At 42.2% G+C, this 21,103-nt stretch carries 26 protein-coding genes; 22 read left to right on the top strand and 4 right to left on the bottom strand.

The window, feature by feature from the left end:
* Positions 1 to 38: 38 nt before the first annotated feature.
* The 3 genes from ypeB to prsW form a co-directional block, all read right to left on the bottom strand.
* Positions 39 to 1,385: a germination protein YpeB gene (gene ypeB, locus NSS60_RS06125; RefSeq protein WP_340720731.1), complete on the bottom strand. Its 1,347-nt coding sequence runs from the start codon at positions 1,383 to 1,385 to the stop codon at positions 39 to 41.
* A 12-nt stretch (positions 1,386 to 1,397) separates the two neighbouring features.
* On the bottom strand, positions 1,398 to 2,243 hold the full coding sequence (gene sleB, locus NSS60_RS06130) for a spore cortex-lytic enzyme (protein WP_340720732.1): 846 nt from the start codon (positions 2,241 to 2,243) through the stop codon (positions 1,398 to 1,400).
* A gap of 86 nt (positions 2,244 to 2,329) precedes the next feature.
* Complete coding sequence (gene prsW, locus NSS60_RS06135) at positions 2,330 to 3,004, bottom strand: glutamic-type intramembrane protease PrsW (RefSeq protein ID WP_340720733.1); 675 nt, start codon at positions 3,002 to 3,004, stop codon at positions 2,330 to 2,332.
* Between the two features lie 125 nt (positions 3,005 to 3,129).
* Between prsW and NSS60_RS06140 the strand changes: the two genes are divergently transcribed.
* From NSS60_RS06140 to fni, 6 genes are all read left to right on the top strand, one after another.
* Positions 3,130 to 3,789, top strand: coding sequence for a flagellar brake protein (locus NSS60_RS06140; RefSeq protein ID WP_004889809.1), 660 nt, complete (start codon positions 3,130 to 3,132; stop codon positions 3,787 to 3,789).
* Between the two features lie 51 nt (positions 3,790 to 3,840).
* Complete coding sequence (locus NSS60_RS06145; RefSeq protein ID WP_035018578.1) at positions 3,841 to 4,020, top strand: YpfB family protein; 180 nt, start codon at positions 3,841 to 3,843, stop codon at positions 4,018 to 4,020.
* A gap of 75 nt (positions 4,021 to 4,095) precedes the next feature.
* On the top strand, positions 4,096 to 4,773 hold the full coding sequence (gene cmk / locus NSS60_RS06150) for a (d)CMP kinase (protein WP_064214469.1): 678 nt from the start codon (positions 4,096 to 4,098) through the stop codon (positions 4,771 to 4,773).
* A complete protein-coding gene (locus NSS60_RS06155; RefSeq protein WP_004889813.1) occupies positions 4,773 to 5,354 on the top strand; it encodes a lysophospholipid acyltransferase family protein in 582 nt (193 codons plus the stop codon). The genes cmk and NSS60_RS06155 overlap by 1 nt, the downstream gene beginning before the upstream one ends.
* A 148-nt stretch (positions 5,355 to 5,502) precedes the next feature.
* A complete protein-coding gene (gene rpsA, locus NSS60_RS06160) occupies positions 5,503 to 6,642 on the top strand; it encodes a 30S ribosomal protein S1 (RefSeq protein ID WP_064214468.1) in 1,140 nt (379 codons plus the stop codon).
* Between the two features lie 12 nt (positions 6,643 to 6,654).
* A complete protein-coding gene (gene fni, locus NSS60_RS06165) occupies positions 6,655 to 7,704 on the top strand; it encodes a type 2 isopentenyl-diphosphate Delta-isomerase (protein WP_064214476.1) in 1,050 nt (349 codons plus the stop codon).
* 50 nt (positions 7,705 to 7,754) lie between these two features.
* On the opposite strand, the gene NSS60_RS06170 is transcribed toward fni, so the two are convergent.
* Complete coding sequence (locus NSS60_RS06170) at positions 7,755 to 7,859, bottom strand: YpzI family protein (protein WP_088223253.1); 105 nt, start codon at positions 7,857 to 7,859, stop codon at positions 7,755 to 7,757.
* Positions 7,860 to 8,291: 432 nt separating this feature from the next.
* Here NSS60_RS06170 and NSS60_RS06175 point away from each other — a divergent pair, with 432 nt between their 5' ends.
* The 16 genes from NSS60_RS06175 to ndk all read left to right on the top strand — a co-directional run bounded on the left by NSS60_RS06175 (position 8,292) and on the right by ndk (position 21,007).
* Positions 8,292 to 9,521 (top strand): IS110 family transposase, encoded by a 1,230-nt coding sequence (locus tag NSS60_RS06175; protein ID WP_064214420.1) that lies wholly within the window; start codon positions 8,292 to 8,294, stop codon positions 9,519 to 9,521.
* A 231-nt stretch (positions 9,522 to 9,752) separates the two neighbouring features.
* A complete protein-coding gene (locus tag NSS60_RS06180) occupies positions 9,753 to 10,355 on the top strand; it encodes a YphA family membrane protein (RefSeq protein WP_194947719.1) in 603 nt (200 codons plus the stop codon).
* Positions 10,352 to 11,248 carry a YIEGIA family protein gene (locus tag NSS60_RS06185; protein WP_064214419.1) on the top strand — a complete coding sequence of 299 codons (897 nt, stop codon included), beginning with the start codon at positions 10,352 to 10,354 and terminating at the stop codon, positions 11,246 to 11,248. The genes NSS60_RS06180 and NSS60_RS06185 overlap by 4 nt, the downstream gene beginning before the upstream one ends.
* On the top strand, positions 11,245 to 11,427 hold the full coding sequence (locus NSS60_RS06190; protein WP_004889819.1) for a capping complex subunit for YIEGIA: 183 nt from the start codon (positions 11,245 to 11,247) through the stop codon (positions 11,425 to 11,427). The genes NSS60_RS06185 and NSS60_RS06190 overlap by 4 nt, the downstream gene beginning before the upstream one ends.
* A gap of 90 nt (positions 11,428 to 11,517) precedes the next feature.
* Entirely contained in the window at positions 11,518 to 12,828 is a 1,311-nt protein-coding gene (der, locus tag NSS60_RS06195; protein WP_004889820.1) for a ribosome biogenesis GTPase Der, read from the top strand.
* Between the two features lie 12 nt (positions 12,829 to 12,840).
* Positions 12,841 to 13,863: an NAD(P)H-dependent glycerol-3-phosphate dehydrogenase gene (locus NSS60_RS06200; protein WP_004889821.1), complete on the top strand. Its 1,023-nt coding sequence runs from the start codon at positions 12,841 to 12,843 to the stop codon at positions 13,861 to 13,863.
* Between the two features lie 178 nt (positions 13,864 to 14,041).
* Positions 14,042 to 14,245 carry a DUF2768 domain-containing protein gene (locus NSS60_RS06205; RefSeq protein ID WP_004889822.1) on the top strand — a complete coding sequence of 68 codons (204 nt, stop codon included), beginning with the start codon at positions 14,042 to 14,044 and terminating at the stop codon, positions 14,243 to 14,245.
* Between the two features lie 15 nt (positions 14,246 to 14,260).
* Complete coding sequence (locus NSS60_RS06210) at positions 14,261 to 14,983, top strand: hypothetical protein (RefSeq protein WP_004889823.1); 723 nt, start codon at positions 14,261 to 14,263, stop codon at positions 14,981 to 14,983.
* 123 nt (positions 14,984 to 15,106) lie between these two features.
* Positions 15,107 to 16,585, top strand: coding sequence for a stage IV sporulation protein A (gene spoIVA / locus NSS60_RS06215; protein WP_004889832.1), 1,479 nt, complete (start codon positions 15,107 to 15,109; stop codon positions 16,583 to 16,585).
* 259 nt (positions 16,586 to 16,844) lie between these two features.
* Positions 16,845 to 17,117 (top strand): HU family DNA-binding protein, encoded by a 273-nt coding sequence (locus NSS60_RS06220; RefSeq protein ID WP_003394524.1) that lies wholly within the window; start codon positions 16,845 to 16,847, stop codon positions 17,115 to 17,117.
* Between the two features lie 111 nt (positions 17,118 to 17,228).
* The gene (gene folE, locus NSS60_RS06225) at positions 17,229 to 17,792 is read left to right on the top strand and encodes a GTP cyclohydrolase I FolE (protein WP_004889836.1); all 564 of its coding nucleotides are present in this window, start codon (positions 17,229 to 17,231) and stop codon (positions 17,790 to 17,792) included.
* Between the two features lie 10 nt (positions 17,793 to 17,802).
* On the top strand, positions 17,803 to 18,030 hold the full coding sequence (gene mtrB, locus NSS60_RS06230) for a trp RNA-binding attenuation protein MtrB (RefSeq protein WP_004889838.1): 228 nt from the start codon (positions 17,803 to 17,805) through the stop codon (positions 18,028 to 18,030).
* Positions 18,031 to 18,090: 60 nt separating this feature from the next.
* The gene (locus NSS60_RS06235; protein WP_004889840.1) at positions 18,091 to 18,741 is read left to right on the top strand and encodes a heptaprenyl diphosphate synthase component 1; all 651 of its coding nucleotides are present in this window, start codon (positions 18,091 to 18,093) and stop codon (positions 18,739 to 18,741) included.
* A gap of 24 nt (positions 18,742 to 18,765) precedes the next feature.
* Positions 18,766 to 19,479 carry a demethylmenaquinone methyltransferase gene (locus NSS60_RS06240; RefSeq protein WP_004889842.1) on the top strand — a complete coding sequence of 238 codons (714 nt, stop codon included), beginning with the start codon at positions 18,766 to 18,768 and terminating at the stop codon, positions 19,477 to 19,479.
* An 11-nt stretch (positions 19,480 to 19,490) separates the two neighbouring features.
* A complete protein-coding gene (gene hepT, locus NSS60_RS06245; protein ID WP_004889843.1) occupies positions 19,491 to 20,453 on the top strand; it encodes a heptaprenyl diphosphate synthase component II in 963 nt (320 codons plus the stop codon).
* A gap of 107 nt (positions 20,454 to 20,560) precedes the next feature.
* On the top strand, positions 20,561 to 21,007 hold the full coding sequence (gene ndk / locus NSS60_RS06250; protein WP_004889845.1) for a nucleoside-diphosphate kinase: 447 nt from the start codon (positions 20,561 to 20,563) through the stop codon (positions 21,005 to 21,007).
* Positions 21,008 to 21,103 lie beyond the last annotated feature (96 nt).

Here is a 21,103-nt window from a genome sequence, read left to right on the forward strand (position 1 = left end):
TTATTAGCACGAAAAAAAGGGGGGGATGTTTAGCCCCCCTATATTTCACCATAAATCGGTTCAGGGTTTTGAAGTTTTTCTACTTTTTCTTCGATTCCATTTTGTGCATTAATGAAAATGCGATATGTGTCGTCTCCGAGCGTTCCTAAAAATTCGTAGCAAAGCACTTCTTCATTCATGTTGTTCATGATAATCGCCTTTCTTTCTTCCATAATGGTAACATTCGGATTCATTTTTTTGCGCGCTTGCTCAATTGAAATTGCTGGTTTTGGAATCGTTCGTTCACGTTTTGACGATAAGTAATCGCGAGCGGAAAAGCCGATAATGTTTCCGTCATCTAACGCGATTTTCATTTTAATCGACTCGGGGTAAATACGAACTCCATTTTGCGACGTAACGAATGTGAGTACAGCAACATGATCATATTGAGTGCTTTCGTACAATTCAAAGTTGTTAAATTTATGTTGCTTTAAAAACTGAAGCCCGCGCATCGTCGCTTCGTTTAAACTGATGTTTTGTTTATTAACAGGACGATTTTCAATGACCCAAATCGGATATCCTCCTTTTTCGGTAATATCCATATACGTTTCACTCTTCGTTTTCGGATTTTTAATCGTCACACTATAAAATGCATCACTTGCACCTTCTCCGCTATGAACGACTTCGATTTTTTCATTCCCTTTTAAACCGAGAAACGTTTTTGCAATTTGTTTCGCTTCTTCTTTTGTAATCTTTTTCCCAGAAATATGTTCAAATCCTTTTTCTCTTTTTTCTACGCTTGTAAATGAAGGACCGAAATCAGTTTCATTATAAGATTGTACGTTTTTCTCAACCGTCTTAAATCCATTTATAATGGTGTTGTCGTTTGGATGATTGTTTGTCGCAAGTGCTAACTCGACATCCATCCAGCGCAAGTTGTTTTCTAATACAAGATGTTGTACGTTTCGTAACTCTTGTTGAATATCAGCAGATTTTTTGTATAGTTGTTGCAATGTTTTATATTCCTCTGCATTTAACGGCTGTTTATCTAAATCGCGAATGGCTACACGATAGCTGAAAGAACCAATATTCGATAAAAATTCTTCTGTTTTATTGAACGGCAAAAGAGAAAGTGGGAGCTGTCCAACGGTTGCGTGTGCTTCAGAAGCAAGGCGCCATACTTCTGCAAGCGCTGGCGACAACGATTGACGTGAGTTCATTGCAAGTGTTGTCCCAATTTGATCGTGAAGTAAGTCGATTTGATACGTTAAATCATGAAAGGCACGTTGGTAATTGTTTTCCGCATGAATCAAAATGGCATTTTTTTGTTGATGCTCCTGATATCCCCAATAGGCTGTTCCAGCAACGCCAATCGATAGTGCTGCAATGAGTAAAATTCGTAGCAAAAAACTCCCCTCCTATTTACAGAAAATGTGTTTTCCAATTCGTTTAATTTGCGGACGGCTCCAAATCCAAGCGCTTGTCGCTGTATCTGGATTAAAATAATATAGTGCGCCACCTGATGGATCCCATCCGTTTAGCGCATCAAGCACAGCTCTGCGAGCTGTTTCGTTCGGAGTAAGCCAAATTTGTCCGTCTGATACAGCTGTAAACGCTCCGGGTTCAAAAATGACGCCAGCTACTGTTTTTGGAAACGAAGGGCTATTGATACGATTTAAAATGACTGCTGCAACAGCCACTTGGCCGATATATGGTTCACCGCGTGCTTCCCCGTGTACAGCATTGGCCATCAATTGTATATCATTTTGGGAAAACCCGTTTGGCACATTTACCGCAGCTGCTTTGACACGTTTTACGGCTCTTTGTTTAGAGTTGCTACGTGTATTTGTCGTTTTTTTCGCAGTTGTTTGATTTTTGGCTTTCGTTTGCCGGACTTTTACTTGTTTGCTTAACGGAACGCCACCGTAATGAGTAAAGGCGTTTCCTTTTCGCAAATTGTTATGAACAAACGATTTGTAATATTTTGAAGCACGTACAAGTTTTCGTTTTGTTTTTTCTCCTGCCAAACCATTGACAGGCAATTTAAATTTGGATTGAAAGTTCCGTAACGCCCAATACGTTCGCCAACCGAACACTCCATCAATTTTTCCTCTGTAAAAACCGAGATATTGCAACCTTGCTTGCAATTCAATAACATCATCACCTACAGCTCCGCGTTGAATGACTTGGTTTGAAAACGCGTAAGCCTCCGATGTATAGCTGAACGAAAAGATCAAAAATAAACAAATGAACCATTTGCGCATTGTGACTCCTCCCTTGGTGTGTAAACAATACCTTTTGACGCTATTTTTTGTCACAATGACGTTTTTATACATAAAAAAACCAAGCGTTACGCTTGGCTTGATGATTGAGTCATATCGATTGTCATTCCTCTCGCAAGCTTTACTTTGCGTAGAGCGAGCCACCATAAAAAAATCATAAATGGAAGCATGTAATAAATCCAGCGTTCTTGTGTCAATAAAATGTAGTCGTATATGCCGTGAAATAAAAATGGGAGAAGGAAAGACAACCATATATAATTTTTTTCTTTCTTCGGCAAACTAAATTTTGCTCTTCCTAAATAAAAACCCATAATGACGCCGAATAGCGCATGGCTCGATACAGGTAAAAGCGCGCGGGTTACTGCAAATTCAACGCCGTTGGCAAATAAATATAAAATGTTTTCAAGCGTAGCAAACCCGAGCGATACACTTACTCCATACACAATGCCATCATACGGTTCATTAAATTCCCGATGATCGTAAATGGCATAGTAAAACACAAACCATTTAAAAAATTCTTCCAATAAACCCGTTGATAAAAACGCTTCAACAAAATGGTTGGGCAACATATGCTCAACTTTTAAAACGTGTTGAATAAACATAAGTGGAAAAACTAAAAATGCACCGTATAAAAACATGCGTAAAACAAGTGATAACGGTTCGGTTTCGTATTCGTCCTTCAAATAAAAATAACTGAGCAACGCTAATCCGGGGGCAATCCCCGCAGAAATAATAGCCCACATAATTTCTTCCTCGTTCCCAATTCTTTTCTTTTCATTTTGATGGTATCATGTTATTGTCAAATTGAAAATGCTATGAGGTGTATTTTTCGTATAACGGAAATGTTTTAGTGAGGGGGATTTACACATTGGTTAAAATTGGGGTGCCGTTAACGCTTGAACTAAAATATAGCGAACATATGGAAAAGTATAAGTGTAAAGTGGCTGAAATAGAAGACGGGAAAATTTACATTGATTATCCAATTGATATGAGCACAAACCGTACAGCATTTTTGTTAGACGGAACGCAGCTAAAGGTCAGTTTTGTCGGAGAAGATGAAGCAGTGTATGCGTTTGAAGCGGAAGTGCTAGGTCGCACAAAACGAAACATTCCGTTGCTCATTTTATCATATCCTGGAGACAATCAACTTCTTCGTATTCAACGTCGTCAGTTCGTGCGTGTCGATGCGATTGTTGATGTAGCGATTCATCCGTTACAAAATGAGTTTGTCCCATTTACGACCGTCACAAGCGACATAAGTGCAGGTGGGGCAGCAATTGTATTACCTCATCACGAAACAGGGATAAAACACGGGATGACCATTGAAATTTGGCTTGTGCTACATATGCGTTCAGGAGATTATCATTATTTACATTTTCCTGCCCGTGTTGTACGTATATTTGAGGAAAACGTCGTAAAAGCATCCTTGGAGTTTTTGGAAGTGAACGATGTTGATCGTCTCACATTAATTCGTTACAGTTTTGAAAAACAACTTGAACTAAGAAAAAAGGAGCAACTTGACGCATAAACGTGCACTCCTTCTCCCATAATAAGAATAAAATGGTGCGGAGGGAAAGAAGTGAAGAACGTTGAACGTATGTTATGGAAATTAGCAATCATTCAGTTTATTTTTTTACTCCTTGCTCAATTTATTGTTTCTCATTCATCGTTGGCTCCTTATATTGTAAAAGTCGTTCATTATGAAGGTGTCATGAAAAATTCCGAAACAAAAACGATTGAAACATTCGACCAACGATAAGCGGTATGGTACAATATAAGAAGCAGGAGCATTCCTGCTTTTTTGTTGAAAACAAAATGATTTACGGGAGGCATTATGGAAAAGAAAATTTCGATCGCGATTGACGGACCGGCAGCTGCTGGAAAAAGCACGGTCGCGAAACGATTAGCAGAAGCTTTATCTTATGTCTATATTGATACAGGGGCGATGTATCGCGCCTTAACATATTGCGCGCTTCAGCGCGGTGTAGACGTTCATAACGAAAAACAATTAATGAATGTACTTCATGATACATATATTGAATTAAAGCCGTCGCCGAGTGGACAACTTGTATTTGCAAATGGTGAGAATGTTACCGAAGCTATTCGAACAAATGATGTTACAAACAACGTATCGTATGTAGCAAAACATCCAGCTGTGCGCGAAGAAATGGTAAAACGCCAGCGGGAGCTAGGGCAGCATGGCGGTGTCGTCATGGACGGCCGCGATATCGGTACGCACGTGTTGCCACATGCTGAAGTGAAAATTTTTTTACTTGCCTCTGTTGAAGAACGCGCGAAACGTCGTCATGAAGAAAACGTTTTAAGAGGCATTCCATCTGACTTCGAGCAGCTAAAAGAAGAAATTGCTCGGCGTGATCAAATCGATTCTGAGCGCGCAGTTGCTCCCTTAAGAAAAGCAGAAGACGCGATTGAAATCGATACAACATCGTTATCGATCGATGAAGTGGTCGATCGCATTATGTGCATCGTTCAAGAAAGGGTGGAGGGGTAGTGAGTTTTTACACGTTTGCCCGCACAGTTGTAAAACAAGTGCTGACTCCGCTTTACCGAATTGAAGTAAGCGGAGTGGAACATATTCCAAAAGAAGGTGCTGTCATTATTTGCGCCAACCACATTAGCAACCTAGATCCACCGATCGTTGGTATCACATGTCCGCGCCCTGTTCATTTTATGGCAAAAGAAGAACTGTTTCGCACACCGGTTGTAAAACAACTCGTTTCACGCTTACATGCGTTTCCTGTTCGTCGTGGAATGGGGGATCGTGAAGCACTAAGAACGGGTTTAGCTTTACTGAAAGAGGGAAAAGTACTTGGATTATTTCCTGAAGGAACGCGAAGTAAAGATGGAAAATTAAAAAAAGGATTGGCAGGGGCAGGTTTTTTTGCGTTGCGTAGCGAAGCGGTTGTTGTACCGTGTGCCATTATCGGTCCTTATCGTATTGGAAAAAAGTTGAAAGTCATATACGGTGCGCCCGTTGATTTCACGCCGTGGCGGGAAAGAAGAGCGAGCGCCGATGAAGTAACGGCAGTTATTATGGAACATATTCAACAACTTTTAAACGAACATCAATAGTTATGACTTGACAAAATGAGCGTTTTAATACAGATTAGTGAAAAAGGAATTTTTTTCTTTGTGTCGAATGGACGAACACATTGGTGTTCGCCCATTGAACATATATTTCTGTCGTTGAGCAGGTGTGGAGTGTAAGGAGGTATTCACTATGGAAGAGATGAATCAAGTCGATGTGCGTGTCTACGAAGTAGGCGACACAGTAAAAGGACAAGTGACGAAAGTAGAAGACAAGCAAGTGCTTGTCGATGTCGAAGGAAGCAAGCGAGTTGGTATTATTCCAATTAGTGAGCTATCAAGCCTTCATATCGAGAAAGCAAGCGATGTCCTATCCGTCGGAGATGCAGTTGTTGCAAAAGTGAAAAAAGTAGAAGATGAAGCACTTATTTTATCGAAAAAAGCTGCAGATGCCGAAAAAGCATGGGAAGAGTTAGAGAGAAAACTCGCAAATGGCGACACGTTTAACGTAGTCGTGAAAGATATTGTAAAAGGTGGACTTGTAGCGGATGTTGGTGTCCGTGCATTTATTCCAGCTTCGCTTGTTGAAAAAGATTTTGTTGAAGACTTCACAGACTACAAAGGACGTACATTAACGGTAAAAGTCGTTGAGCTTGACCGCGAAAAAAATCGCGTTGTCTTATCACATCGAGCTGTTATTGAAGAAGAAGAGTCATCGAAAAAGAAAGCCGCATTACAGTCGCTTCAAGTTGGTCAAGTGCTTGAAGGAACGGTTGCGCGTATCACAAACTTTGGCGTATTCGTCAATATCGGTGATGTCGATGGTCTTGTACATATTTCTCAGCTTGCTCATGCACGTGTAGATCATCCGTCAGATGTCGTAAAAGAAGGCGATGTCGTGAAAGTCAAAGTGATTGCCATTGATGAGGAGAGCGGTCGCGTTTCTTTATCGATGAAAGCGGCATTGCCAGCTCCGTGGGATGACATTGAACAAAAAATAAAAGAAGGCGACGTGTTAGAAGGCACTGTGAAACGTTTGGCGCCATTTGGAGCATTTGTCGAAGTATTACCAGGCGTAGAAGGGCTTGTTCATATTTCGCAAATTTCAACGAAACATATCGGAACGCCGCACGAAGTGTTAAAAGAAGGCGATGTCGTAAAAGTTAAAGTGCTTGCCGTAAACGAACAAGAGAAACGTTTGTCGTTAAGCATTCGTGAGTTGCTTGAAGATGACGTACAAGAAGACTATCGTGAATATACAACCGCAACAGAGACGACGACGGGATTTCAAATTGGTGAAGTGATTGGAGAACAGCTGAAAAAATTAAAATAAATGGTGATTGCAGTGGATCGTGCAAAACGAAAATTACAACATATTGAATATGCTCTTACAATAGGACAGCACCGCTTGCACGGATTTGAAGATGTTACATTTGTGCACAATAGCTTGCCGAATATATCCACTGCCCGTATCGATTTACAAACAAAAATCGGCGAACTTTCTTTACGTTCGCCGATTTTTATTAATGCGATGACGGGTGGTGGAGGTGCGGAGACGACAAAAATTAATGAACAGCTTGCTTACGTCGCAAATGAATATGGCTTAGCCATGGCCGTTGGTTCGCAGATGGTCGCTTTAAAAGATGAGAGAGAGCAACAGTCGTTTACCATTATTCGTCAAGTCAATAAGCATGGTATTGTATTCGCCAATTTAGGTAGCGAGGCAACGGTTGACGAGGCGAAACGTGCAATCGATATGATCGAGGCGAATGCGCTTCAAATTCATTTAAATGTCGTTCAAGAGTTAGTGATGCCTGAAGGAGATCGCAATTTTTGCGGGGCGCTTTCACGCATTGAACAAATTGTCTCTGCTGTTGATGTGCCTGTGATCGTAAAAGAAGTCGGATTTGGAATGAGCAAAGAAACAGCACGAAAGTTAGAAGATATTGGTGTGTGTGCCGTTGATGTCGGTGGATTTGGGGGGACAAATTTTGCGCAAATTGAAAATAAGCGGCGTGAAAACCAACTTGATTACTTTAACGAATGGGGAATAACAACGACAGCATCGATTGCGGAAGTGGCGTCCGAAGTCCAGCGTATAAGCATTATCGGAAGCGGAGGAGTACAACATGCACTCGATGTGGCCAAATGTATTGCTCTTGGTGCTTCTGCGGTAGGCATGGCGGGCTATATGTTGCGTCTCTTGATTGAAAAAGGAGTGGACGCACTTATGGCAGACATCAATCAGTTGCACGAAGATTTAACGGTCATCATGACCGCACTAGGTACTCGAACGATTTTTGACTTACAAAAAGCTCCCCTCGTCATTACCGGAAAAACGCATCATTGGTTGCGCGAGCGAGGTATTGAAACAACGCGTTATAGCCAACGATAACGAAAAAGGTGTCCCAAAAAATGGGGCACCTTTTTGATGTTTGTAGAAGCTTATTTTTCTGTTTTTGTGCTTCCTTTAAAATTTTTCGCAGGATCGCGATCAGACTCCACGCGTCGCGATTGCTTTAACTTTCTCTCTTGGCGATCTTTCCCCATCTTTATCCCTCCTCGTATAGTATGTTTAGAAAGATTTTTAAATCGAATTTCCAGTTGGATATGCTCCTTGACAATCGCATATGTGTAAGTGATTTGCCCACGGGGGAGGGGCGCGCCCCTCCCCCGTGGATGGCACTACATCGGGGTTGGACTTTTCGCGATGTTCTTGGATAATGGTCTTAGGATCATCGGGGACACTCTTCTCTCTCCTGTAGCTTTGACTACTTAGAAAGTCTGTCTCCCCGGCTCCTGTTCGGACTTCTAACCCGCAGGCTGTTCCCGTTGGTTTCCCATGCTGGAAGGAGCAGCTTCCAGGCAGCCCATGGCCCAACGTGAGTTCTCATATGCGAGGGTGACTGGTCAACAGGCGCGGTCCGGGGGCATCCCGAAGAGTCCCAACCCCACGATCCTACTACGATTGGAGGTGATCTCATGAAACTCTACGTCGGGATTGACGTGAGCTCAACGGACTTATACACGTGTATCATGGATCAAGAAGGAAACACGTGCGCCCAATTCAAGGTGGACAATCATCTCCTTGGCGCGACCTTCCTTCGCGATCAAATCCTCCTGTGGGCCAACAAGCTCCAACCATCCGAAATTCTCATCGGGATGGAAGCCACTTCGGTCTACAGCTGGCATCCAGCGATGTTTTTCCACCAACAGGAGGAGCTGAAGTCTTGGAATGTCAAGGTGTTTACCATCAATCCAAAGCTCATTCGCAAATTTAAAGAAGCGTACACTGACTTGGATAAAACGGACGGCATCGATGCGTGGATCATCGCCGATCGGCTTCGCTTTGGCCGTTTGAAAGTGACAGCTGTCATGCAAGAACAGTTTATCGCCCTTCAACGGCTCACGCGCATGCGCTATCATCTCGTCCATCAGCTGACTCGGGAAAAGCAGTACTTCCTCCAACACTTGTTTTACAAGTGCAGTTCCTTTACCCAAGAGGTGGACAGCTCCGTGTTCGGACATGCCATCTTAGAGCTTCTTCTCGAGTCGTTTAGCTTAGACGAAATCAGTCAGATGGACGTGCAACAGCTCGCTGACTTCTTGCGCCAAAAAGGACGCAATCGCTTTGCCGATCCGGAATGCATCGCCAAGTCCATTCAAAAGGCGGCTCGTTCGTCGTATCGGCTTTCCAAATGTGTCGAGGATTCCATCGACTTGCTTTTAGGGCTATCGATTCAATCCATCCGTAGCCTTCAAGCGCAAATTAAAGAGCTAGATAAAGCGATTACTCGCCATTTGGAAGGCATCCCAAATACGTTACAAACGATTCCCGGCATTGGTCCGGTCTACGCCGCTGGCATCTTAGCCGAAATTGGACAAATCGAGCGCTTTGACAACCAAGCCGCCTTAGCAAAGTATGCAGGTTTGACTTGGTCTAAGCACCAGTCCGGTCGGTTCCAAGCCGAGGAGACTTCCCTCATTCGTTCCGGCAATCGCTATCTCCGTTACTACCTAGTGGAGGCTGCCAACTCGGTACAACGGCATGATGCGTCGTTTCGCACCTATTACCGGAAGAAGTATGAGGAAGTACCAAAGCACCAACACAAACGAGCCCTCGTCCTCACCGCTCGAAAACTCGTGCGTGTGATCGATGCGCTGCTACGCAACGGTCAAATCTACACGCCAAGAAAGGGGGAAGATCGATAGGGGTATCGATCTAACTGATTTTGCATTAAAACCCAGTTAATGACATAAGACAAGACTGGGCTTCTTAAGTATTGCCTTTTTTCGGGTCATCGGACAATCGAATTTCCAATTTCGATGATTTTTCACCTTGACATATTACCGCAGGACTTAGTTTTTATTTTGCCCATTCTCTTTTTTCACATGTGAAGATTAAATTTTTTAAAAAAAGACATACTGGAAAGTGGAGGTGTTATGGTGGAAGGAAGTTATTTTTATTGGCTTTCTTGGTTTTTATGGATTGTTTACACGTTTTTTGCTCCGAAAAACCGCATTCGTCTATTGATCTGTCTATATGTTTTATTGTTAATTACGCTATCTATTCATGAGATAACGGTGTATTCATTCTCTGTTTCACTTGCTTACATTCTCATGCTCATCGTTAGTTATTTTTTTGTAATGAGGCAAAGGGGAAAAGCGTTCGTTTATTTTGCGTTTGCTAGTGCCAGTTTGACTATGTTGTATGCCGCATTTCATTTTTTATTGTTATTTGATCCGGTTTGGGTGTTTGCTGAAGCGACATGGTTGCTTGCGCTCGTCCTTTTGTTTACATCGTTTGTACTATATCGCTCATTTTATGATCGTTTACTTGTGTTAACGGTCGGTTGTTGTCAAGGTGATTTCTTATACGCATTTGTGTTAAAGCAATTTTCCTTTCCCCATTTGATCGGTTCTCTTTCTTTTTTGGATGGATGGGTGTTAGCGAGCGCCTGTTTATTTGGATGGCAATGGCTTGAACAGTTACCGATGTACATCGATACACGATTTCAAAAACGAGCAAGGGAGGTTAAGACGTGAACGAATATACGTACCCGATTTTATTTGGCGTAACGGTCGGTGTGTTAACGCGTCTATATTTATTAAAGACGGACTACCGTCAATATCCAACGTATTTGCATGGGAAAATTATTCATATTGCACTTGGTTTTATTGCAGCTGGACTTGGAACGATTGCGGTGCCCGCCATTATGGAGAAAGAGTTTGCAGCTATCACATTTTTAGCATTAGCTGCTTCGCAGTTTCGTGACGTGCGCAACATGGAACGGAATACGTTAAATGAGCTTGACCAATATGAGCTTGTTCCGCGCGGCAAGACGTACATTGAAGGGATTGCGATTGTTTTTGAAGGGAGAAACTATTTGGTTATTTTTGCGTCATTTTTAAGCACGTTTGCTTATTTAGTTTGGAATATATGGCTTGGAATTGTTGCGACTGCCATTTCGTTTATCCTTGCTCGCAAATTCATGTCCGGCAGTCGGCTTGGTGATATTGTCGAAGTGGAATATGTAAAACCACATTTTAAAGGGGCGGGGTTGTATGTTGATAATATTTACATCATGAATATCGGGTTAGAAGCACGTCGCGAAGAAATTTTACGGTATGGCATGGGCTTTATTTTAAAGCCGAAAAACTTTAACGCTCGCTCTACGATCGCAAATCTTGGTCAACGCCAAGCAATTTTACATGATATTTCAACAGCATTAGGCGTATATCGCGACTCGGGCACGCCAGCGCTTGTGCCGCTTGCGAAGCGTGATTTAGATGATGGTCGAGTTGGCATTTTTATTTTACCGCAAGAAAAAGATATCGAAAAAGCAAAAGCGATCATTCGTAATGTACCGACGTTAGAAAATGCAATTCGCATGCCGACGAAGTCTGAAACGAATCAAGCAGGGAAGGTGTTAAAATGACCGTAGAAAAAATGATTTTAGCTGTCATTACGACGTCACCACATAAAGTGGCGGGCGGGGTGACGTTCGTTTGTGAAACCGATGAAGAAATGCAGCGCATCGCAGCCAATTTAGAGGCGATTTTAGATGGCATTGCTCATGCATTAAGCGATGATTTGCTCATTATTGTGAAACATTGATTTTTTTGATAAAATGGGAAAGCTAGCCCCTTCAGTGGAAGGGCTTCTTTTTTGTTCGGGTTTCGAATTTTAGTGAAGGAGTGTGAGAATATGTCGAAACCGGTTGTAGCGATCGTTGGTCGCCCAAATGTCGGGAAGTCAACGATTTTTAATCGCATTGTCGGAGAACGTATTTCTATTGTAGAAGATGTACCAGGAGTAACGCGCGATCGAATTTATAGTAGTGCGGAGTGGTTAAATACAACATTTAACATTATTGATACAGGTGGGATTGATATTGGCGATGAGCCGTTATTAACACAAATTCGTCAACAGGCAGAAATTGCGATCGACGAAGCGGACGTCATCATTTTTATGACAAACGGTCGAGATGGCGTCACAGCAGCAGACGAAGAAGTAGCGAAAATTTTATATCGTTCTAACAAACCGGTCGTTCTAGCCGTAAACAAAATTGACAATCCAGACATGCGTGAAAACATTTATGACTTTTATACGCTCGGATTCGGAGAGCCGATTCCGATTTCTGGCACGCACGGACTAGGCATCGGAGATTTGCTCGATGCGGTCGTTGCTCATTTTCCTAAGCGTGAAACGAAAGAATACGATGCGGATGTTATAAAGTTTTGTTTAATTGGTCGTCCGAACGTTGGAAAATCATCACTTGTTAACGCTATTTTAGGGGAAGAACGGGTCATTGTGAGCGATATCGCAGGAACGACGCGCGATGCGATCGATACAACGTTCAAGAGAGATGGACAAGAATATGTCATTATTGATACAGCAGGGATGCGCAAAAGAGGAAAAGTGTATGAAAGCACCGAAAAATATAGTGTATTGCGAGCGCTAAAAGCGATCGAGCGCTCCGATGTGGTGCTTGTCGTCATTAACGCTGAAGAAGGGATTATTGAGCAAGATAAAAAAATTGCTGGGTATGCGCATGAAGCGGGTCGAGGTGTCGTCATCGTTGTAAACAAATGGGATGCAATTGAAAAAGATGAGAAGACGATGAACGAGTTCGAGAAAAAAATTCGCGATCACTTTCAATTTCTCGACTATGCACCGATCGTATTCGTATCCGCAAAAACGAAACAACGGTTGCATAAGTTGCTTCCTGTTATTCAAATGGTAAGCGAAAATCATGCGATGCGTGTCCAAACAAATGTATTGAATGAAGTGCTTATGGATGCGATTGCGATGAATCCGACACCGACACATAATGGCCAACGATTAAAAATTTACTATATGACGCAAGTTGCAGTGAAACCACCAACGTTCGTTGTGTTTGTCAACGATCCTGAACTCATGCATTTTTCGTATGAACGCTTTTTAGAAAACCGTATTCGCGATACGTTCGGATTTGAAGGAACACCGATTAAAATCATTGCACGTCCGCGAAATTAAAGGGGTGATCAGATGGTTGCAGTATTAGGTGCTGGTAGTTGGGGCACAGCTTTGGCGATCGTCCTTGCAGATAATGGACATGACGTTCGTCTTTGGGGACAGCGTCAAGAACAAATCGATGAAATTAATGAAAAACATATGAATGAAAAATATTTGCCGAATATTCATCTTCCTGAAGCGATTGTTGGCTATGTAGATCTTGCCAAAGCGCTTGAAGGGGTTGAAACGGTCGTATTAGCTGTTCCAACGAAAGCGATTCGCGATGTATTACAGCGCGTTCGCACATGCGTGAAACAGCCGATTACGATCGTTTCGGTTAGCAAAGGAATCGAACCGGATACACATAAACGTATTTCAGAAATTATTGAAGAAGAAATGCCAGCCCATTTGTTACAAGACGTCGTCGTTTTATCAGGACCGAGCCATGCGGAAGAAGTGAGCTTACGCCATCCGACAACGGTAACAGTATCATCGAAAAATATGGAAGCAGCCGAGCGCATTCAAGATTTATTTATGAATCATCAATATTTTCGCGTATATACAAACCCAGATTTAATCGGAGTGGAAATTGGTGGGGCGTTAAAAAACATTATTGCGCTAGCTGCTGGCATTACGGATGGGCTTGGTTATGGGGATAATGCCAAAGCGGCGCTTATGACGCGAGGGCTTGCGGAAATGGCTCGTCTTGGTAGCCGTCTCGGTGCCAATCCGCTAACATTTGCAGGATTGACAGGGATCGGTGATTTAATTGTGACGTGTACAAGCGTTCATTCGCGCAACTGGCGTGCGGGCAATTTGCTTGGCAAAGGATATGCGCTTGATGACGTGCTAGCAAATATGGGAATGGTTGTCGAAGGTGTGCGAACGACTAAAGCTGCCTATCAGTTAGCGAAAAAAATGAACGTCGATATGCCAATTACAAATGCGCTTTACGATGTGTTGTTTAACGGAAAAGATGTAAAAAGTGCAGTAGATTCGTTGATGGCGCGTGGAAAAACATCGGAACTTGAAGATTTGGCAAACATTTCGCTATAATTTTCTTTGAAATAGGCATGTGAAGAGCGCTTTGTTATAGATATTGCATACAATGCTATAAAAACATTCTCAGACTCGAATGGATGGTGCATGTTTAGTCATCGTCTGAAGTAAAGACGCCCCGCTTTACTTCAGCTTTTTTATGTGACGACGGGATAAAAGAAAGCGAGGGAGAGCGATGTCACCAGGTCTTTTAAAAATGTGGATTTCATTAACAGGAATCGGTTTAATGTTTGTTGCCGTATTTTCGATTTATTTTAGTCGATATAAGGTAAAAAACAAGATTATCAAAATCATTTTAGCGACGATTGCATACATAAGTATGATCATCGCTGGCCTCATTATCGTATTTGTCGTATTTAGCGGGCCGGTTCAAGAATAAAAGGATGGATGAAAGATGAAAAAGTGGCTATATTCTATAATGATTGCTATTTTATCAGTCTTATTATCTGGATGTTTATATCCGCAAGAGCGATTAGCACAAAACAAAATTCCGTATAAAGAACAAGTCGATCGTGTGCAACAAGCTGTAAATGAGTATCGACAAGCGACAGGTGGGTTACTACCAATTAAAACACGTGATATGTCTACACCAATTTATCAAAAATATCCGATTGATTTCAATTTGCTTGTGCCGCGATATATGGCTGAGCCGCCAGGAAACGCATTTGAAAGCGGTGGGGTGTATCAATATGTTCTCGTTGATGTAGAAACAAATCCGACAGTGAAATTGCTAGATTTGCGAGCGGCAGAAGCGATTCGCGATTTAAAATTGCGCATTCGTATGTATCAAGATGCGCATGGTTACCCGCCATTTAAAGAAATGTTGGCGAAAGGGGTATTTACGCTCGATTATAAGAAACTTCGTTTAGACGCACCTCCTCATGTTGTCAGCCCATATTCAGGCAAAAATCTTCCGCTCATTATTGACGGCAAAGGAGAAATTTATATCGACTATCGCATGGATTTGTACGAAAAACTGCAAACAGAGCCTCATAACTATCGATACGGGGACGATATTCGCGATCTGCTTGTCAAACATTCGCTTTTCGTACCTGCATATTCACTTCCTTATACGATTGATGAAAAGAAAAAAGAGCCAATTTTTCTTGTGAAATAAGTCATGATCCCTTCCCTAAATAAATACATTTTAGAGAAGGGATTTTTTAGTCATAAACAAATAGGACAACAACATATGCATATAATGTCCTCATATGTTTTAAATATAAGGGAGGGAAGGCAGTTGGAAAAGGTCGATCTTTTTAAAGATATTGCTGAACGAACAGGCGGAGATATTTATTTAGGAGTGGTCGGAGCCGTTCGAACGGGCAAATCGACATTTATTAAAAAGTTTATGGAACTTGTTGTAATTCCGAATATTCAAAACGAAGCAGATAAAGCTCGTGCGCAAGACGAACTGCCACAAAGTGCAGCAGGAAAAACGATTATGACGACAGAACCGAAATTTGTCCCAAACCAAGCGGTAAAAGTAAAAGTAGACGATGGACTTGAAGTGAACATTCGTCTTGTCGATTGTGTCGGTTATACTGTACAAGGCGCAAAAGGGTTTGAAGATGAAAACGGGCCGCGCATGATTCATACACCATGGTATGAAGAACCAATTCCGTTTCAAGAAGCGGCAGAAATCGGTACACGAAAAGTTATTCAAGAACATTCGACGATTGGTGTCGTCATTACAACCGATGGCTCAATTGGAGAAATTCCGCGCGAAAATTATGTCGAAGCGGAAGAACGTGTCGTCAACGAATTAAAAGAAGTTGGCAAGCCGTTTATTATGATTATTAATACAGTACGTCCACAACATCCAGAAACAGAAACGTTGAAGCGGCAATTAAGCGAAAAATACGACATCCCGGTGCTAGCCTTGAGTGTGGAAGGGATGCGGGAAGCCGATGTGTATCAAGTGCTTCGTGAAGCATTATATGAATTTCCAGTATTAGAGGTGAACGTCAATTTACCGAACTGGGTTATGGTATTGCGCGAAAACCATTGGTTGCGCGAGAGCTATCAAGATGCGGTGCGTGATACTGTGAAAGATATTAAGCGATTGCGCGATGTCGACCGCGTTGTGCAGCAATTTAGCGAATATGACTTCATTGACGAAGCACGTTTAGCTGGCATTGAAATGGGGCAAGGTATTGCAGAAATTGATTTATATGCTCCAGATGAGTTGTACGATCAAATTTTAAAAGAAGTTGTCGGCGTTGAAATTCGTGGGAAAGATCATTTGTTGCAATTAATGCAAGATTTTGCTTATGCGAAAGCGGAATACGATCAAATTGCCGATGCGCTTCGCATGGTGAAACAAACAGGTTATGGCATTGCTGCTCCGTCGCTTTCTGATATGAGCTTAGATGAACCGGAAATTATTCGTCAAGGATCTCGCTTTGGCGTGCGACTAAAAGCTGTGGCACCGTCCATTCATATGATTAAAGTGGATGTGGAATCGGAATTTGCACCGATTATCGGAACAGAAAAACAAAGCGAAGAGCTCGTCCGTTACTTAATGCAAGATTTTGAGGACGATCCGCTTTCCATTTGGAACTCTGATATTTTTGGTCGTTCGCTCAGCTCCATTGTTCGCGAGGGCATTCAAGCGAAACTAGCACTTATGCCTGAAAATGCCCGCTATAAATTAAAAGAAACGTTAGAGCGCATCATTAACGAAGGCTCCGGTGGACTAATCGCGATCATTTTATAAAAAGACTCCGTTTGGGGTCTTTTTTACTTTGAAACAAAAATTTTCTCTTGCAGTAAAAAAGCGCGATATGATAATCTTTATTCAGAAAATGTTAGGTTCGTTGGAGAATAGTAGGCAAATTGCATGATTTTACTCGAAAAATGTTGAATTATGAGCAAGAATCAGTTAATATAAGGCATGTTAATGTATAGAAACAATAGAAAGTGTAAACAACTGAAAGTAATGTATGATACATATGCTTTGGGAGGAGGTGAGTGGCATGAACAAAACGGAATTAATCAACGCGGTAGCTGAAGCAAGTGGCCTTTCTAAAAAAGATGCATCTAAAGCGGTTGATGCTGTTTTTGACGCAATTACAGAAGCGCTTAAAAACGGTGATAAAGTGCAATTAATCGGTTTTGGTAACTTCGAAGTACGTGAGCGTGCGGCGCGCAAAGGACGCAACCCGCAAACAGGAGAAGAAATCGAGATTGCTGCAAGCAAAGTTCCTGCTTTCAAACCTGGGAAAGCGTTAAAAGATGCTGTAAAGTAAGAAATTACATACAGCCAAAAGAGGTAGCCGGTTGCGAGCTGCCTCTTCTTTTTTGCCTTTTTTCATCTTTATATGCTAGAATCGGATTACGTGAAGTTGAATGGTAGGAGGATGCAACAAATGAATGTACAACAAATTGAACAAGCGGTTCGCTTAATTTTAGAAGCGATTGGCGAAGATCCAAATCGTGAAGGGTTGCTCGATACACCGAAGCGGGTAGCAAAAATGTATGCGGAAGTGTTTTCTGGTTTAACCGAAGATCCGAAAGTGCACTTGCAAACGGTATTTAGTGAAGACCATGAAGAACTTGTCCTCGTCAAAGACATTCCGTTTTATTCAATGTGTGAACATCATCTTGTTCCGTTTTTTGGTGAGGCCCACGTCGCATACATTCCACGTGGCGGAAAAGTGACGGGATTGAGCAAACTAGCACGAACGGTCGAAACTGTTGCGCGACGACCGCAATTACAAGAACGAATTACAGCAACGGTAGCCGATGCCATTATGGAGACGCTCGAACCGCATGGGGTGATGGTTGTTGTGGAGGCTGAACATATGTGTATGACGATGCGTGGTGTGAAAAAGCCAGGAGCGAAAACAGTTACAACTGCGGTACGTGGAACGCTTGCAACAGATGACAAAGCTCGTTCCGAAATATTAGCGCTGATTAAATAGGAGGGATTGTATGATGCAAGGTGATTATGTGGTGATTAAAGCGTTAGAAGACGGAGTGAATGTCATCGGGCTAACGCGTGGCTCAGATACGCGCTTTCATCATTCTGAAAAGCTTGATCAAGGGGAAGTGCTTATTGCTCAATTTACAGAGCATACATCAGCGATTAAAGTGCGCGGAAAAGCACTTATTCAAACGCAACATGGCGAAATCCAATCTGATGCGAAAAATCATCGTTAACGTGAAGAAGGTTTATGATATAATAAAGTTTGAGTTTTTGGGAAGCAAGGGTGATGAGTCATGGATATGCAACAGCAAATCGAACAAGTACGAACGCGCATTCAACGGGCAATCGCCCATTCGTATGTAGATCGCTATATACAACCACGCATGATCGATGAGGATCGCATATCGTTTGCTCTTTCTATGTTACGTTCGGCTCGAGTGGAAGAAAACATCGCACTCGATTATGTGTTTGCTATGATGTTAATTCAACTCGCCCTTGACACCCATGATGAAGTAGATGAGCAACAAATTTCACAACAAAAGCAGTTGACTGTACTTGCGGGAGATTTATATAGCGGATTGTACTACGACTTTTTAGCGCGACGACATGACATTTCACTCATTCGTCGTTTTGCCGAAGCGATTAAAGAGATCAATATAAAAAAAATTCACTTGCAGCAATTGTCGTCAAATGATCTTGAGCGTTTTCATTGCATCGCTGTCATTGAATCTGCATTGCTTCGGCAGCTTGCAGAACACGTGCATGCCCATGAGTGGGGGGAAGTAGCGTATTACTTATTTGCGCTAAAACGTGTTTATCGCGAGAAAACGGAGTCAGAAACCTCGATCAATTACATCGATCACTGCAAGCGAAAATTACAAGATCTTCTCCCGTTTCATGTACATGAAGAAATAAAAGAGCAATTCTCTCATCTCCTCGTTTGATTTCAGTTGAAAGAAGGGGATTTTATGCAACAATCGAAGGAAGAACGTGTGCATCGCGTGTTCGAAAAAATTTCTGATCATTACGATCGGATGAATTCTGTTATTAGCTTTAAACGTCATGTCGCATGGCGGAAAGATACGATGAAACGAATGAACGTACAAAAAGGAACGAAAGCGCTCGATGTATGTTGTGGAACGGCAGATTGGACGATCGCGTTAGCCGAAGCCGTTGGACCTAACGGTGAAGTGTATGGACTCGATTTTAGTCGTAATATGCTAAAGGTTGGGGAGGAAAAAGTAAAAGAACGCGGTTTTCAGCACGTGACACTCGTACATGGCAATGCGATGAGCTTGCCGTTTCCTGATAACACGTTCGATTATGTCACAATCGGTTTCGGATTGCGAAACGTACCTGATTATATGACAGTATTAAAAGAAATGTATCGCGTCGCAAAACCAGGCGGAAAAGTTGTTTGTTTAGAAACATCACAACCGACGCTTATCGGTTTTCGACAGCTGTACTATGCGTATTTTCGTTATATCATGCCTTTTTTCGGGAAAATTTTTGCGAAAAGTTACGAAGAATACTCGTGGTTGCAAGAGTCAGCACGTGAATTTCCAGGAATGGACGAGCTAGCGGATATGTTTCGGCAGGCTGGTTTTGTAAACGTACAAGTGAAACCGTATACGTTTGGAGTGGCAGCGATGCATCTCGGACATAAACCTGATGGATGTTAAGGTGAATTATAATGAAGCTAAAAGCGATGTATTCGTTTTTGAACGGGGATTTAAACAAAATTGAAGAACAATTAAAACTGACCGTGCAAACGTCTGATCCGCTCGTTAATGAAGCATCGTTACATTTGCTTGAGGCGGGTGGAAAGCGCATTCGACCGGTGTTTGTTTTGCTCGGTGGACAATTTGGTACATATCATTTTGAGAAGATGAAGCGAGTAGCTGTCGCGCTCGAGCTCATTCATATGGCATCTCTTGTCCATGACGATGTGATTGATGGGGCGATGTTACGACGCGGAAAAGAGACGATTCAAGCGAAATGGGGCGATCGGTTCGCGATGTATGTTGGCGACTATTTGTTCGCTCGGGCGCTTGAGCAAATGTGCGAAATTGATGATCCAGTTGCCCACCGCATTTTAGCTAACACCATTGTGGAAGTATGTCGAGGAGAAATTGAGCAAATTAGTGATAAATATCGATTCGATCAAAATTTACGTCGCTATTTGCAACGAATTAAAAGAAAAACGGCGTTGCTCATTGCGGCAAGTTGCCAACTTGGCGCGGTCGTAGCAGGAGCGCCAGAAGCTGTGCATAAAACATTGTATTGGTTTGGTTATTACGTCGGTATGTCGTTTCAAATTACAGACGACATTCTTGATTTCATTGGAACAGAAAAACAACTCGGCAAACCGGCAGGAAGCGACTTATCACAAGGGCATGTGACGCTCCCTGTTTTATATGCAATGAAAGAGCGGACGGTAAAAGAACAAATTATGAAAGTAAACGAACATACGACAAATCGTGAAATGGCGGATGTCATTGATGGGATTAAGCGAACAAATGCGATTGAAAAATCGTATGAGCTTGGGGATCGCTATTTGCAAAAAGCACTCGATACGTTACAAAAACTGCCACGCAACCGTGCTTGGACCGCGCTTTATAACATTGCAAAGTATATTGGTAAGCGAAAATATTAAAAAATTAAATCGTTTTCATGGCGAATATTGCTAATTTGCGTACGAAATGATATAATTGCAAGGGAGTCAGTTCCAATACATAACGTATCAGGGGTGGAGAATTCGTCATGGAAAGAACATTTCTAATGGTCAAACCAGATGGGGTACAACGCGGTGTTATCGGTGACATCGTTGCTCGTTTTGAGCGCAAAGGTTTTCAGCTTGTTGGTGCAAAGTTGATGCAAGTATCGCGTGAACTTGCTGAACAACATTATGCGGAGCATAAAGAGCGTCCGTTTTTCGGTGAGCTCGTTGAATTTATTACGTCCGGTCCAGTATTTGCGATGGTATGGGAAGGCGAAAATGTTATCGCAACAGCTCGTCAAATGATGGGGAAAACGAACCCGCAAGAAGCGTTGCCAGGCACAATTCGCGGTGATTTCGGCTTAACAGTCGGAAAAAATATTATTCACGGCTCTGACTCGAAAGAGAGCGCGGCGCGCGAAATTCAACTATTTTTCAAAGAGGAAGAACTCGTTTCCTACAGCAAGCTAATGAACGAGTGGGTATATTAAAAAAGGTAGGCACATGCCTATCTTTATTTTTTATTTCTGTTTTTTCACATTTTCGTTATACTGTATGTATGAAAGAAAAGGAAGAGGAGTTTTTTG

It is taken from the genome of Anoxybacillus sp. FSL W8-0382 (assembly GCF_038003845.1).
Lineage (GTDB): Bacteria > Bacillota > Bacilli > Bacillales > Anoxybacillaceae > Anoxybacillus > Anoxybacillus flavithermus_G.

Bases quoted from the DNA above. Each gene is read 5' to 3' on its own strand.
- sleB (WP_340720732.1), bottom strand. From the start codon at position 2,243: ATGCGCAAATGGTTCATTTGTTTATTTTTGATCTTTTCGTTCAGCTAT.
- prsW (WP_340720733.1), bottom strand. From the start codon at position 3,004: ATGTGGGCTATTATTTCTGCGGGGATTGCCCCCGGATTAGCGTTGCTC.
- cmk (WP_064214469.1), top strand. From the start codon at position 4,096: ATGGAAAAGAAAATTTCGATCGCGATTGACGGACCGGCAGCTGCTGGA.
- rpsA (WP_064214468.1), top strand. From the start codon at position 5,503: ATGGAAGAGATGAATCAAGTCGATGTGCGTGTCTACGAAGTAGGCGAC.
- NSS60_RS06170 (WP_088223253.1), bottom strand. From the start codon at position 7,859: ATGGGGAAAGATCGCCAAGAGAGAAAGTTAAAGCAATCGCGACGCGTG.
- NSS60_RS06175 (WP_064214420.1), top strand. From the start codon at position 8,292: ATGAAACTCTACGTCGGGATTGACGTGAGCTCAACGGACTTATACACG.
- NSS60_RS06180 (WP_194947719.1), top strand. From the start codon at position 9,753: ATGGTGGAAGGAAGTTATTTTTATTGGCTTTCTTGGTTTTTATGGATT.
- NSS60_RS06190 (WP_004889819.1), top strand. From the start codon at position 11,245: ATGACCGTAGAAAAAATGATTTTAGCTGTCATTACGACGTCACCACAT.
- der (WP_004889820.1), top strand. From the start codon at position 11,518: ATGTCGAAACCGGTTGTAGCGATCGTTGGTCGCCCAAATGTCGGGAAG.
- NSS60_RS06200 (WP_004889821.1), top strand. From the start codon at position 12,841: ATGGTTGCAGTATTAGGTGCTGGTAGTTGGGGCACAGCTTTGGCGATC.
- NSS60_RS06205 (WP_004889822.1), top strand. From the start codon at position 14,042: ATGTCACCAGGTCTTTTAAAAATGTGGATTTCATTAACAGGAATCGGT.
- NSS60_RS06210 (WP_004889823.1), top strand. From the start codon at position 14,261: ATGAAAAAGTGGCTATATTCTATAATGATTGCTATTTTATCAGTCTTA.
- NSS60_RS06220 (WP_003394524.1), top strand. From the start codon at position 16,845: ATGAACAAAACGGAATTAATCAACGCGGTAGCTGAAGCAAGTGGCCTT.
- folE (WP_004889836.1), top strand. From the start codon at position 17,229: ATGCAACAAATGAATGTACAACAAATTGAACAAGCGGTTCGCTTAATT.
- mtrB (WP_004889838.1), top strand. From the start codon at position 17,803: ATGATGCAAGGTGATTATGTGGTGATTAAAGCGTTAGAAGACGGAGTG.
- NSS60_RS06235 (WP_004889840.1), top strand. From the start codon at position 18,091: ATGGATATGCAACAGCAAATCGAACAAGTACGAACGCGCATTCAACGG.
- NSS60_RS06240 (WP_004889842.1), top strand. From the start codon at position 18,766: ATGCAACAATCGAAGGAAGAACGTGTGCATCGCGTGTTCGAAAAAATT.
- hepT (WP_004889843.1), top strand. From the start codon at position 19,491: ATGAAGCTAAAAGCGATGTATTCGTTTTTGAACGGGGATTTAAACAAA.
- ndk (WP_004889845.1), top strand. From the start codon at position 20,561: ATGGAAAGAACATTTCTAATGGTCAAACCAGATGGGGTACAACGCGGT.